The organism is Yersinia canariae, assembly GCF_009831415.1.
In the GTDB taxonomy this organism is placed as follows: domain Bacteria; phylum Pseudomonadota; class Gammaproteobacteria; order Enterobacterales; family Enterobacteriaceae; genus Yersinia; species Yersinia canariae.
This window is the reverse complement of record NZ_CP043727.1, coordinates 4,065,562-4,078,902: the sequence shown is the minus strand read 5'-3', so window position 1 is coordinate 4,078,902 and position 13,341 is coordinate 4,065,562. Positions and strand designations below refer to the sequence as shown.

Here is a 13,341-nt window from a genome sequence, read left to right as displayed (position 1 = left end):
GTAATTTATTTTTTATGGCAAATATAAAAACTTGTTAGCATTATTCATGAGTTCTAATATTTATCATTCTCAGCAATCTATGGTGGGAAAGTTATAATAACTTTTTTGTTGACTAATCCTTAATTATGCAAAGCTAATATAGAGCATAGCCATAAATGGAAAAGTTAATATTGAGGAAAATGTATTTATGAGATTTTTTCATTATTGTGAGTTGCATGATTAATATATATCTCTTAATGAATCTCTCTTTTAACCTTTTCAATATTTATGTTTCAGGTTTTACTAAAAACGTAATGACGCAAAGGAAAAACGGTAAACACATCGAATATTCTATTTAAGAAGCCTCAAATGTATCTTAAAGCTCCCACATTAAGCCACCGTAAAAACCACATCAAGCCACTGTAAGCACCACAATAAGCAATGTGCACCTTAATAAGCCGTCAACTTCTTTTATATTAGCGCCTGCTTGAGCCATGCTGCATCCATCGAAACAAAGGAGGCAGTATGAAAGCAAAATTCAACAGTCCAACATCAGAAGAACGCTTACAGGTATTACGCAACAATGGCGAACCTCATGATCGCCTCGTACGTGAAAAAGAGCGTCAGCACATTACATCTGTATCCCGTTCAACGGCCTGGAAACTAGAGCAAGTCGGTCAGTTTCCACTGCGTAAGTCTATTGGTCTGAAATCCTGCGGGTGGCTGTTAAGTGACCTGCTGTATTGGATCAGTGAGCGTTAACATCAGGTGTTTTTTGCATTTATTTTTTGGATGACCCGAGTTCATCCTGCTATTTCTACTATTAATAGCGGAATAGCAATATGAGTGAAATCGTTTTAAACGTTAACTGAATGAGAGGTATCTATGCTGTGTGGTCGTCCTTTTCCTGTACATGTGTTCCCACAGATCATCAGAAATGCAGTTTACGAAGTAGAACAGCATACGCAGGCTCCTCAGGCTTTGATTGCCGCATCAGTACTAGGGGTTATTTCTCTTGCCTGCCAGAACCGGATTGATGTGTGCAGACTGAATAATCTGCGCAGCCCGGTATCGCTTTTTTTACTGACACTGGCGGAATCGGGTGAACGCAAAAGTACGGTGGACAAACTGCTAATGAAGCCATTGTATCAGCTGGAAGATGAATGGTTTGAAAAATATACCCAGGATCTGATTATCTGGCGGAATGAGGAAACGGCTTTTAATGTTGAAAAGAAAGCCTTGATGTCAAAACTGAAATCAGAGATTTCCCGTAACAAAGAACATTCCACAACGAATGAACGACTGAAAGCGCTGTTGGCAACATACCCGAAAGCACCGGTCAGGTTCAGACAGATATTCAATGATGCCACACCTGCGGCGATAAAAGACTATCTCAGTGGGCGCTGGCGGTCTATCGGGCTTATGTCTGATGAAGCTGGCACCATTTTTAACGGCTATGCGCTGAATGAACTGCCTTTCATCAATAAAATGTGGGATGGCGCAATGTTTCCCGTGGAAAGAAAAAGCGAACCAGATAAATTAATCAAAGATGCCAGAATGACGCTGGCACTGATGGTCCAGCCTGATGTGCTTAAAAAAGGATATCTGGAACGAAAAGGCGATACAGCGAAAGGGATCGGATTCTTCGCACGGTGCTTGATGTGTCAGCCTGGTTCAACACAGGGCTACCGGCAAATTACCAGCCCGGTTGTCTCAAGCGAGCATCTACCGGTATTTCATCTACGACTGATGGGGATCGTTAACGAGAGTATTACCAGAAATGATGAAAATGAACGTCAGTGTCTGTACTTCTCCCCTGAGGCTGAAAAACGCTGGCTCGAATTTTATAATAAAGTTGAGTCGGAAATGGGGATTCTTGGAGCACTGTCTAATTTTAAAGATTATGCCTCTAAAATGGCTGAAAATATGGCAAGAATTGCGGCATTATTGCATTACTTTAATGGTGATGAAGGTGATATATCTCTTCTGACTACGGAGGCGGCTGTGGAGATCAGTGCCTGGTATGTTGATGAGTATATTCGACTTGTTTCTAATCCCACGGGATTTACACTGGTTAATTCAGAAGCGGATGAACTTTACTTCTGGATTAAAGAGTATTGCTGTCGGTGCTTTGTGCCCTACATCAGGAAAAACACTATACTGCAATATGGACCCAGTAGGTTTCGAAATCGTAATAAAGTGAATGAGTTGTTAGGTGCACTATATTCTCAAAAAAGGATACTCGCTGCTAAAAAAGGAAAAACAGTATTTATAGCGCCCGCTAATATCGAATTTAATATTTATAGTTAAATTAATTGCAGAGTGGATTGGTAAAGCATTGGCGTTACGTAATGTAACTTTTTTGATGAATTTAGTGTTGGATAGGTAATATATTGCTATCATCTTTAATATTATATCTATCCTACAATCAAGCAATGCTTGTATCTATTTAAATCATTAAAAGTAAATAGTATTGTAGGGATATACATAAGGATTTAATCTATGAATTCATACCCAGGATCGCATGGTGAGCATGTACTCGCCTATAAAAAGCATATTGAACGAGTCGTCAATGATGCTGTAAGTGAATTCCCTAGAACAATGGCATTACGTGTTGATGCCCATTACCCCCCGATTTTAGATAGAGGAGATACAGTTTGCTGCTTCCCAAATATGGAGCCTGGAGCGATATCCCGTTTCCGTAATGCGTTAAATGCCATGCTGGAGGCCAATGAGAAAGCCAGAGCAGATAACGGTAAAAGAATATATTCAAACCGTGTTCGTCATGTTTGGGTACGGGAGTTTTCTGAAGGAGGAAAATGCCATTTTCATATTTGTCTTTTTTTTAATAAAGATGCTTATTATCACTTGGGAGATTATGAAACTGAAAGTAATCTACGAATGATGATTGTAAGAGCATGGTATAGCGCACTAGGATTGGAGTTGGATGATTATCCGGGATTAGTTCACTACCCTGAAAATTGTCGCTATATATTGGATATCAATGATTTTAATTTTGAAGCGGAATACAACAATTTATTGAATCGCCTCGATTACCTGGCCAAACTCGATACAAAATTTTTTGGCGATGGTGACCGCAATTTTGGATGTAGCCGGGGATAGTTTGTTTTTTACAGGACAGGCCTTTTTTATGGAGGAAAGGCCTGATTTGTTTGTATTCAAGTAACGGTAACTTTTTAATGCTTGGAACCCCTTCCCGTTAGGCGTACTACCCTACCAACGACCCGCAAGCGTCATAATGGGTCTGACCGCATCCAAAGGCTTAAACTACACAATCAGATCGCGGCACCTTAACGCGATCTGATTGTGTAGTTTATCCCGGACTTATTCGAACCTACGGCAGTCATTTAATAGCATAAGGCCAGCCATTGACCACAATGCGGCCATCACCGCTGATCCGCCATTCCATGGCGCGGTCTGGCTGGGTTGAGCCTTCTATCGACTCGCTGTACCTGTTGGTTAAATAGTGAAACTGCTGGTTCGTAGAACCGACCCATTTACGTGTCCGATCGGGGCTGGATGCCTGATAGGGGCCATCAACTATCACGTCCGTCCATTTCAGCAATGCCTGCGTGCCAGGCAGATTGAGTTCATTTAGTTCACCCATCGTGTAGCCAGTGAATACCATCACCGAAAGCCCGGCGTGTGAGACACCTTCTGCCACTGCTGCCAACCCTTGCGCCTGGAGGAAAGGTTCTCCTCCCAAAAAGGTTACCCCTTCTAGCCCCCATTCTTCATGGGCTGCGAGCAAACGATCAATCATAGTATTCGCGTGAATAATTTCACGCTCAATGATTTTCAGGTAGCCGGGATTGCAGCACCCGACACAGCGTTTGTCGCAGCCCTGAACCCATAGAGCAGCGCGTTTTCCCGGCCCCTCAACCTCGGTGCAGGGGAGCCATGAAGCCAGATTCAGCCAGTTCATCGGATGACTTACTCCAGATCGAAGTCAAAATTGGGTTTGGTCCCCCCCTGAACAACCTTTATTGCACGACCCAGGGAGTGCTCAGGTGAACCAACCTCTTCAAACAGGTATCGGGACAACGGATCAAACAGACAGCGGATTAAAACATTGAGCACACCGCGCCCGCCGCTGCTGCGATCAACCATCTTAACGATCGATCTAAGCGCTTTCGTCTCATCCTCGAAGTGCATTCCCGTTACGCCCCATTTCTCGTTAAGGCGATAGCGGAGCGGTTCCAGTTTCGATCGTGCGATATCAATCAGGAAATTTTCATCAGTCATAAAGTTAAACGGGATAATATTTCCCTCACCGATACGCCCAAGCAATTCTGGCCGATTCAATTCACTGACAAAATGATTACGTACTTCCTCAATAAAAGCCCCTTTGACATCCGGATTGTCCACCGCGATTTGCGCCGCCCCAATGTTTGACGTAAAGACTATAACGGTATCAGAAAATTGAACCGTATCGCCCTTACCGTCAGTCAGCCTTCCGTCTTCCAGAATTTGCAGGAATTTGTCGAGTATTCGGGGATGTGCTTTTTCAATTTCATCAAACAGCAACAAAGAGAACGGCCGTTTTTTTACCGCGTTGGTTAATTGGCCACCCTCTTCGTAACCCACGTAGCCAGGAGGTGCACCAACCAGTCGCTGGTCGGCGTGTTCATGGTTGAACTCCGACATATCGAAGCGCTGGCAAGCCTCATCGTCGCCAAACAAAAACTGGGCGAGGGCTTTTGCCAGCTCCGTTTTCCCCACACCGGTTGGGCCGACAAAGAATAAAACGCCTTTAGGGGTTCTTTGTTTGCTGGAATGCTGTAAACCAGATAAGCCGGTATACGCGCGGATCAGGATTTGGTTAACGACTGCCAGCGCCTGATCTTGTCCTTTCACACGCACCTTCAACGTTTCGATCGCTTTGCTCAGTTTGTCGCGGTTCAGCTCTTCCCACGGGCTTTTTTTCTCACCATAGCGGTACATGCTGACCAGCGATTCGGCGCTCATTTTTTGCGGAAGTTGTCGGGAGAGTTTCGCAATATTGTGAATATCACGCAGCGTAAGCCCTTCCAGCGAATCCACAAGATCCGCAAGCACCCGGCTCTTATTCAGTATTGGGGTGTTAAGGAGGAGGACGTTATTAAGACTCAGCACGGCGTTTTCCCGCGTGGTGCGGGACGGAAGCGGCACATTGATTTCTTTGAACAGCGGGTTATGCAGGTATAACGACGGCGGCAATACCGATAAGCCCTGACACAAAAAAACCATCAACGTTTGCGGTTTATCGATATCCGCAGCGTTGAGCGCTAGCTGCGCGTCACGCGCGGCTTTACCCATCATCAGTAGCAAGCCCCGTTCCGCTTCACTCAGCGCGTTGGCTTGCCCAAACAACAGGTGAGACCAGTCCAGCACGAAGGCAATACGATCGGGGCCAGAAGACTTCATCAGCCGGGCGACGACTGTCAGAAAGTCTTGTGGATTCACCTCTAATGCATGGCTGGTTTGTGTGGCCCGTGCTGTCGGCAACGGCGTGCCCATATCATATTCGTCGCCTTCTGCTGGTGAAGAAGCGGGCGTCGCGGCGCTCATCAGATCGGTCCATTCCCGGGCATTGACACCAGATACGCCAGAGACACGATCCCAGCGGATAACATGCCGGTAACCGCGCTCTTTGAGCAGGACATCGATGGTTTCCGGTATGCTTCTCCACTGGCCAGTAGCGGATTCGTCGTAGACCACATCGACAATGTTGCCGTGCAGGATGATCCCTCGCCGGATCCCGCATTCGCGGCGGAAATTTTCTTGCCAGGATTGTTGTCCGGAGCTCATTTATTTCTCCCTTGTCATGCCGGGTTGTGGTCTGGCGTCGCTGTCCTTGTCGTCCGGGTTTTCCCAAACGACCCGCTCTGTGGACAACTGAATGCCATAAATGGATTGCAGTCGAGGAAGGACCGTATCGATATCTTTTTTGCAGGCAGAACCCTGGTAATGGTCAAACTTGTATTTCAGTTTTCCGCTGAGCTCTATTTTAAATTCCGCTTGTGCGCCCGCAGGTCTCATCGCGCGGATAACCACTTCGTTGCTGTCATCTTTGTTCATCAGACGCGGTTTTTCCGTTACAAACCCAGCGTCCTCGAGCGAACGATAAACCGCCTGCACGACTTCACGGCGGCAACTTTCATCCACCACCGCTGTATCGAGTTCGCTGGTGACTTCAACCATTCTCCGGGAGAGTTCCTCTGGCGACAGCGAGCTTGCCGTATCAAGAGTTGCGGCCAATGCTGCTGCGTGTTCGGGAGCCTGACGGCTCGCTGCGGCAATCTGCTCACGGCATAATTGCAGCGAATCCTCGGTTGTACTGGCCACCGCCGTTTGATACTCCTGCGCTCTTCTTTCCTGAGAACGCTGTTCGTATTCGTGCTTAATGTTGCCTAATTCAGCCCGCAGTTGTTCAACTGTGGTGTGGTGATTGGCGTCGAGGAGATGACGACGAAGCTCCGCCAGCGCTTTGAAGGCTAATTGCCTGGCCAGCGGGTCGTCCCAGTTTGTCAGTTCGTTCTGCCAGACGGTTTCCACTTCTTCGCGGGCTTTGGTTTCTTGCTCAACCCTTTGCCGAACGGCTTCCCGCGCCTCTTCCTGAGCAACGTGCTCCGCCACACGCTCTGCTTCAACAACAGCCTGGCGCATTGCTCTGGCGTGTCTGGGTAACGCATGTACCTGCTGGCCTAGGGCAATACTCCGATCGCGCGCGGTGGCCGGATCGGAATCAACAAGCCATGTCAGAGTCTCCAGTTCGCGTTGCAGTGCGGAAAATTCAGCCTGCACGTACTTGCTGATCCCTTGGTTTTGTACATCATTCAAGATGTTGCGATAGCGGTCGAGATACACCCGCGTTGTCTCGCTGACCCGCTGGTTAAAAAGCTCCTGACGCCGCTGGCGCTCAATCTGGTAGCGTGCCTGCTCATGTCTGCTCATTTCACTATTTCTCCCGTATTGCGCGGTCTGGTCTTGCCGTGCGACATCTCTTTATATTCGCTGGGCAGAATCGCCGTAATGTTTTCAGCGCATGCTATGTTGCGGAAATTTTTATCAGCGGTCACCAGGATGACATCGCTGAGTCGCAGGTATAGCGCCACCGACAGGATGCGATTATCTGATGTCGGTTCGAGGTCAGCAGGTAGAAGCTCCATAACTTCGGATTCGTAACGAACGATTTTGTGTATCTGTTCCAGCGTCCGAATCGCCTCCCGTGCTCGTCGGGCTTTGTTGGGGTTGTCTGATGTTTTGAGATGATCCAGCTCCTGATGAACGCGTCTGGCAATGACTGGCGTGTCATTCTGCTGCAAACGCGAGGGCAGATTGGGGTACTCTATTAATGCGCTGGTATCAAAGATGACAAACCGTTTGCCGGGCGCTTCGGGATGGGCGAGCTTTTGCGTTGCCAGTTCTCGCCAGGCCTGAACTTGCGTATCGAATTCATCGATAAGCGAAAAGGAGGCGGACGTTACGGCCGCACGTAATGTACCGAGTGCTGCAACGGCATTCTGCCACTGTGTCACGCTTGTCAGTGCTGATGTTTTCACGCTTTTAAGGCTTAAATTGCCCGTAGCGGCATCCGTCAGGGATTTCATTCCCACGTTGCGTAACACGTCTTGCTGCGCATTTCTGAGTGTTGTTAGCGACTGGGCAAAGGCATGAGGCTCATGCAAAGTGAGCGGCGCATCCGTTAATACCTCTGCCAGCCATATTTGCAGCAGCGTGCTGCTTAAAAGGGAATTCGGCAGAACCGATGTCGGGCCAACGGCCTTACGCAGTTGTTCGAGCGAGGCCACATCAGTAAGCGGACTGCAGTGATCCAGCAAGAGCGCGGAAAAATCACTGCTATGGTCAGGCACCAACTGATTCAGAACGGTGAGGTAATGGATCGCTTCATCAGGTTGGATCGGGGTTTGCAAACGTGTCACTCCGGCCATCATCAGAGCTTTAAGCGTGTTAAGCCAGTATGGTTGCCACTGTGCTCGCGAGTGGGGGGTAAACCTCTCCAGCGCCGCCGCGAATTCGCTCGCGTCGGCAAGCCATTCCGCAACAGGATGCACCTCATTTCTGGATTGCCAGTGCGTAATCGTCTCCTGCGGAGTAAGCCAAAGCGAAGTGAGGGCGTGCGCTGTGGCACTGTGCGTGGCATTCAGACCGGATTGTAATTCCGCTTGTAGTCGTTGCCAGATTTCGGCACTGATGGTGCTGTCCGCAGTGAGGCTGAGCGCGGCACGCTGCGCTTGCCCTCGCCAAAAGACGTTGCCCCATCCGGAAAAATGCGCCTGCGGTGCGCCATCCTTTTTCTGGATACGCAGAGTAGCCAGTCCTGCAGGTAAACCTTCAGGCACTCTCATTTCGAGCCACAGACTTCCCTTTTTGCTGTCAAGCTGGCGGATTTCAGGTTCGGCGTTCCTGAGCAGAATTGTTATGCCCAGTATGGAACTCTTCTTACCGTGCAGCAGGATCAGATTTTCACCGAAGTAGTTATCTTTTTCTGCATCATTTGTGATGACGTGCAGCAGGGTGGCGGAAGGATCCGTTGTGCTGTCTGCTGCGCGACTTAACGGCGCTATCTCTGTTGCATGGCGAATACTCTCATCGCTGAGTCTGGGCCAGTTTGCCGCAGGTTCGCTCGTCAGGATCGGCTGCAAAATGTGCTGCCACACGATATCTGCAGCGGCCATTTGCAGCCATTGTTCAAAGTTGGCAGAGCCGGGCGCTTTAACGGAAAGGACGCCGGACCCATCACACTCAATGGTGATTTGGTGCTGCTCCCACACTACGCCAGCTACGCTGGACTGAACGGAGTGAATCTCTGTATTCGCTGTTTTCCACGGATGGCGCTCTTTTTCTAACTCTTGTCGTATCCACGCGGAACAGTCCTGCGGTTCAAGCACGTCCTTGCTGATAAATACTGTGCTGGTGGGCGTGCCAGGCAGATTGCTGGCGCGCAATGGCTGAACGGTATTTGATAAAGGCAAAAACAGGTGCTGGACCTTGGTTTGTTGCTGACGCCCAGGTAACCGTTCGCGAGCAAGAAAGTTGAGCCCCTCAGGGGTTAACGATATGTCGGCCAGACGAAGCGACATATAGTTCTCTGATGCCGGACAGGCTAGCACCCCAAGGTAAATCAGATCCTCGACGCAAGGACCGACCAGCGCACTGGCCGATGTGACGCCCAGTTGCTGCTCGAAAATCTGCGCCAGCGTCAATTGCGCAATTTCCGGCGTTTTCCGGTAGCTTTTACACAGTCTCATCAGCATACACTCAAAGACCGTGGGGGTTCGTATGGTCTGGTAGATCACCTGCGTTTCAATTTTGTACTGCGGTACACTGACAGCAAAAGATCCTAACTTCATCACTTATTCCCTCTGTGACGCATGCCGGATGACGATGGAGAGTTACGCTTACTCTGCGGTGTATTTCGCATCAGGCGACTCGCCGGAATCAACTGAGCATTTCTGTCCAGTTGATCCAAAATGTCTTTATAGACCGTGCGGGTTGTTACACCCTCGCTGTCCATATGTGGAAGCGTGACGTCATAGGACTCGTACATATTTCGTGCGCCAAACACAATCAGCAGCTCTTGCGCGCGTGAGAAGGCGACGTTGATAAATTCGTAACGCGCGACGTTGGCGCGGCTGGAGCGGCGTCTTACCTTCCCGCCATGGCTTTGGGTATCCACGCCATCATTACGCACGAGGCTGACGAGAATGGTTGGTTTCTCCTTGCCCTGATAGCGGATAACGGTATTGATCTCGACATCCAGGCAGTCAAAACGTCCGTTAGGTTTAACCTCGCGGATGGCCTCGCGAATCAACCGACATTGACGGGCATAGAAAGAGACGACACCCACTTGGTAGCGTTTTTGCGCTGAATAGCCAAGGCTGGCGCACTGTTTATCAATCTGTAACAGCGTGTGAGCAATAAGCTGTGCTTCCAGCCAGTTGCTGCGCGCGGGTTTACCGCTGGCGTCCACATCTTCTTTATGAAGTTGGCCTTGCAGGTCACGGGATGTATCCACCCACAGCACATGGTCGCCCTCAGTTACCGCTTTTTCTTCCCGTGGGATGGTTGAAGGCGAGCGCTGGATATCTTTGACGACCCGCTCTCCGGCACTATTTCGTGCAGGCTCCACGATGGTGTTGCCGTCGGTATCGACCAGCACCAGACCGTGGTTTCTGTCGTAATTGGGGAACTCCAGCCCACAGCTCAGGCGGCGTTCATAGAAATGGTTTACCATCGCCATGATTTGTGGGTGCATTCGAAACTGTATTTCCAGACGCGCTTTGATCGCATCATCAGCCGTTTCGAAGTGGGATTTGAATAATGATGCCGTCACCATTTTTTCAAACCGCTGAAGGTTATGCCGGGTCAGCGATGTTCGGGTATTCTGCCCGTCTTCGTCCGCTTCATCGACGGCATCGCTAAAGGTTTGCGCATCGGTGCCTTCCTGAAACAGCGGCGGTAATTGCCGGTGATCGCCCACCAAGATTGAACGGCGCGCACGCATCAACGGCAGTAACATCTCCAGCGGCGTTGCTTTGCTGACTTCATCGATAATGGCGACATCAAAACTGACCTGGCCCGATTCTTCTAATGTTTGTTCACGCTCGTTACAGGTAATCGCAACCAGGTTGCATTCAGCCACAAACGTTTCTTTAAAGTGATGCCAGTCGTTTTGGTACGAAACCTGACGGCTTAGATCGTTTCTCCAGTCCTGTAACAACGGCTCCCAGACCTCCTGAACCGCCTGCTGTTCCGCAAGGCGCGACGTCAGCGTACCGATCGTTTCTTCGCAGGACGCCATCTCTTGCGCAAAGCGCACGCTTATCTCCGCAGAGGGTGAATCAGGCAACGTTGCCAGCGAGACACGCCGGGCCAACCACTCCGCCTGCTGGCTAATGCAGTCTTCCAGAGCCTGGCGAATCTGTGGCTCCCGCTGTTGCTGATGGGCGGTTTCTTGCTCGCATTGACGCCACTCAGATTCATCGATATCCGGCACGTGAGAAAGCGCAATAAGTTCGTCAGTCTGAGCCAGAAGTCGTGCTAATTCCCGTTCAATCACGGTGCTGCTCGCCACCAAGGCGGCAACGCGCGCCGCCAGTTTCTTACCCGTCAGTTCCGCGTTTTCAATCGACTGACACCAAGATTCCGGGTCAAGGAACATTTTGCCGTACAGCTCCGGATTTAAGCCACCAGCAGAACTGTCGCGAAGCTGTTTAATCTCCTGTCGTTTGGCTTTCCATACCGGAAACAGACTTTCATCGTCGTCAAGTTTATCGGCAAGTACTCGCTCTTCGGCCTCCAATTCAGCGAGGTGAATGGCCCGATCCGGGCTTTGTAGTGCAGACGGCCCTGTGGCCCGCAAGCGGGCCACATCATTTTCCAGATCGGTGCGGTGCGCCCACAACCTGTGCCAGAATCGCAACAGCCCGGACAGCATCTGGGGTTGTTGCGACGGTACGGCGGTCCAGTCGGCAAGGGAGACGGGAAGTTTCACCTGCGCGCTGGCAAGATCGAACAACGCAGATGCTAGCGCGGAGGCGGCGGGTTCCGGCAGCGGGCAACGCTCAGGGATCGTTTCCTCATTCTGTTCGAGGAATGCCTTCAGCGCCAGTAACCGGGTTTGCCGCTGTTTCGCATCTGCGTGTTTTTGCCCCTGCTCCTGCAATTTCCGCCACGCCAGAGTTCTGTTTTGTTCTGCCTTCTTTAGCGCATGTTCATGCGCGGTAAGCGCCTGCCCGGCGTGTTCTGCGTCACGGCGTAAAAACTCCGCCTGATTGAGCCACGATTGCAATTGGTTGAGCTGATCTTTTGTCTCACGCCAGGGCGTCAGAAAGCGTTTCTCTACATCCTCAGCCAGCGAGGTGTAGTAGCGGGATAAGGAGGTTTCCTGTATGAACGCTTTGCCCTCGCCGGAAATTTTGCTCAAATCACGTGCGAGACGAATAACCCGCAAATCCGGGTGTTTGCCCAGACGTTCCAGCGCGTTATCGACCGCCGTATGCGCCTGGCTAGCCAGCAGAACCCGCTCCCCTTTACGCGCCAGTTGCATTATGGCTTCTGCAATCACCGTTGTTTTCCCCGTGCCAGGCGGTCCCTGAATCAGGCAGAGATCCGGCGCCGTGAGGATTTTGTTGACAGCCTCTTGCTGGAAAATATTCAGATCCTCGCGAAACCAATCGATGATAGGTTCGAACGAGGTGGGGCTTTTGGCTTGGCGCGCATCAAAGAGATAGGATGAGAGATAAGGGGCGTAACCACCCTGATCTTGCAGGCGTTTAAGTGCCTGCTCGTGACGGCGGATCAAGGCTAAATCGCCCGCCGCCGAAACCGAAAGAAAGCCTTTTTCAGGGATCCTGGCCAGTAAACTGTCGCGGGCGCTTTCATGATCCTCTGCCGTCGAAAGTTGATTCTGGTCATCCTCTGACAGGCTGACAAACACATCGACAAGGCACGGTACGGGCCACGGACAACCCTGGGGGATGCTCCTGTTTGGCACAAACGTTGGCCTGACCTCCGGTTGCCCGAGTTCAATCCCTTTTGGTGTACGTTTGGCGCTGTCTTTATCACTGATTCGAAACAGCCACTCATCTTCAGAAACTGCAGGATCAAACGCCACCACATCCTGGCGCGACAAGGCACGCAACACGTCACGGATACATTGTTCGCTTTCACCTACGACCTGGAAAACCAATTTGTCTTCCTGCCATCCACGTTTTGTAAAATGCAATCCACGAGTTTTTTCGGAAACCAGCTTGCGTTTCCATTCCAGAAACTCGCGCCAGTCAACCAGTTTACTTCGTGTGTTGGCGGAGATTGGCGGTAGCTCGTGGGCTAACTCCCGGCTCAGCGCATTATCGGTTCTTTTGATTCGAGGCTGTAGGGCGGGGTTATCCTGATAAACCACCACGGGAAGACTTTTTTCATAGACCTGTGCAGGCGCATCTGCAACCTCGAAAATATCCTGAATCTTGAAAAAAGGCGCACCGGTTTTCCAGAAACCTTTTGCAACCAGTGAGCAACCTGGCGGGAACGGCCAGGGTTGCCCTGGACCGAGCACAGGACGAAAGGCTAAATCTAAATTCTCTTCCGGCCGCTCATCAATGCTGAGGTTGGAGATGAGGTACTCCATCGGCATGCCGTGAGGAAACAAAAGATTGAGGGTATTTTCAATTTTATCTCCGTCACGTAGCAGCGCTTTAAAATCTGGATGTCGCCGCGCCAGGTTGTCGATTGTTCGTATGAGGTTATTGCGGTTTTTATCGTCAACCCAAATGTAAAGATTGGACATAATTTAAGGTATCCACATCCGATAGTATTCAGAATGAAAGACGCATC

Annotated in this window: 8 protein-coding genes; 3 read left to right on the top strand and 5 right to left on the bottom strand. The window is 50.1% G+C overall.

The window, feature by feature from the left end; all coding sequences use genetic code 11:
- The first annotated feature begins 504 nt into the window (after positions 1 to 504).
- From F0T03_RS18670 to F0T03_RS18660, 3 genes are all read left to right on the top strand, one after another.
- Entirely contained in the window at positions 505 to 741 is a 237-nt protein-coding gene (locus tag F0T03_RS18670) for a helix-turn-helix transcriptional regulator (RefSeq protein WP_046694510.1), read from the top strand.
- 123 nt (positions 742 to 864) lie between these two features.
- On the top strand, positions 865 to 2,289 hold the full coding sequence (locus F0T03_RS18665) for a YfjI family protein (RefSeq protein WP_050150654.1): 1,425 nt from the start codon (positions 865 to 867) through the stop codon (positions 2,287 to 2,289).
- Between the two features lie 192 nt (positions 2,290 to 2,481).
- Entirely contained in the window at positions 2,482 to 3,102 is a 621-nt protein-coding gene (locus F0T03_RS18660; protein ID WP_050150657.1) for an inovirus Gp2 family protein, read from the top strand.
- 241 nt (positions 3,103 to 3,343) lie between these two features.
- Here the strand turns inward: F0T03_RS18660 and F0T03_RS18655 are convergent, their stop codons facing one another.
- From F0T03_RS18655 to F0T03_RS18635, 5 genes are read right to left on the bottom strand one after another with little or no spacing between them, the layout of a single operon-like run.
- Entirely contained in the window at positions 3,344 to 3,925 is a 582-nt protein-coding gene (locus F0T03_RS18655) for a 4Fe-4S single cluster domain-containing protein (protein ID WP_050150660.1), read from the bottom strand.
- Positions 3,926 to 3,933: 8 nt separating this feature from the next.
- Positions 3,934 to 5,790 carry an AAA family ATPase gene (locus tag F0T03_RS18650; RefSeq protein ID WP_159680031.1) on the bottom strand — a complete coding sequence of 619 codons (1,857 nt, stop codon included), beginning with the start codon at positions 5,788 to 5,790 and terminating at the stop codon, positions 3,934 to 3,936.
- A complete protein-coding gene (locus F0T03_RS18645) occupies positions 5,791 to 6,936 on the bottom strand; it encodes a hypothetical protein (protein WP_050150666.1) in 1,146 nt (381 codons plus the stop codon).
- Positions 6,933 to 9,356 (bottom strand): PIN domain-containing protein, encoded by a 2,424-nt coding sequence (locus F0T03_RS18640; RefSeq protein WP_159680029.1) that lies wholly within the window; start codon positions 9,354 to 9,356, stop codon positions 6,933 to 6,935. The genes F0T03_RS18645 and F0T03_RS18640 overlap by 4 nt, the downstream gene beginning before the upstream one ends.
- Complete coding sequence (locus F0T03_RS18635) at positions 9,356 to 13,294, bottom strand: DEAD/DEAH box helicase (protein WP_159680027.1); 3,939 nt, start codon at positions 13,292 to 13,294, stop codon at positions 9,356 to 9,358. Before F0T03_RS18635 ends, F0T03_RS18640 begins: the two co-directional genes overlap by 1 nt.
- Positions 13,295 to 13,341: the final 47 nt, after the last annotated feature.

Bases quoted from the DNA above. Each gene is read 5' to 3' on its own strand.
- F0T03_RS18640 (WP_159680029.1), bottom strand. From the start codon at position 9,356: ATGAAGTTAGGATCTTTTGCTGTCAGTGTACCGCAGTACAAAATTGAA.
- F0T03_RS18670 (WP_046694510.1), top strand. From the start codon at position 505: ATGAAAGCAAAATTCAACAGTCCAACATCAGAAGAACGCTTACAGGTA.
- F0T03_RS18660 (WP_050150657.1), top strand. From the start codon at position 2,482: ATGAATTCATACCCAGGATCGCATGGTGAGCATGTACTCGCCTATAAA.
- F0T03_RS18665 (WP_050150654.1), top strand. From the start codon at position 865: ATGCTGTGTGGTCGTCCTTTTCCTGTACATGTGTTCCCACAGATCATC.
- F0T03_RS18650 (WP_159680031.1), bottom strand. From the start codon at position 5,790: ATGAGCTCCGGACAACAATCCTGGCAAGAAAATTTCCGCCGCGAATGC.
- F0T03_RS18655 (WP_050150660.1), bottom strand. From the start codon at position 3,925: ATGAACTGGCTGAATCTGGCTTCATGGCTCCCCTGCACCGAGGTTGAG.
- F0T03_RS18645 (WP_050150666.1), bottom strand. From the start codon at position 6,936: ATGAGCAGACATGAGCAGGCACGCTACCAGATTGAGCGCCAGCGGCGT.
- F0T03_RS18635 (WP_159680027.1), bottom strand. From the start codon at position 13,294: ATGTCCAATCTTTACATTTGGGTTGACGATAAAAACCGCAATAACCTC.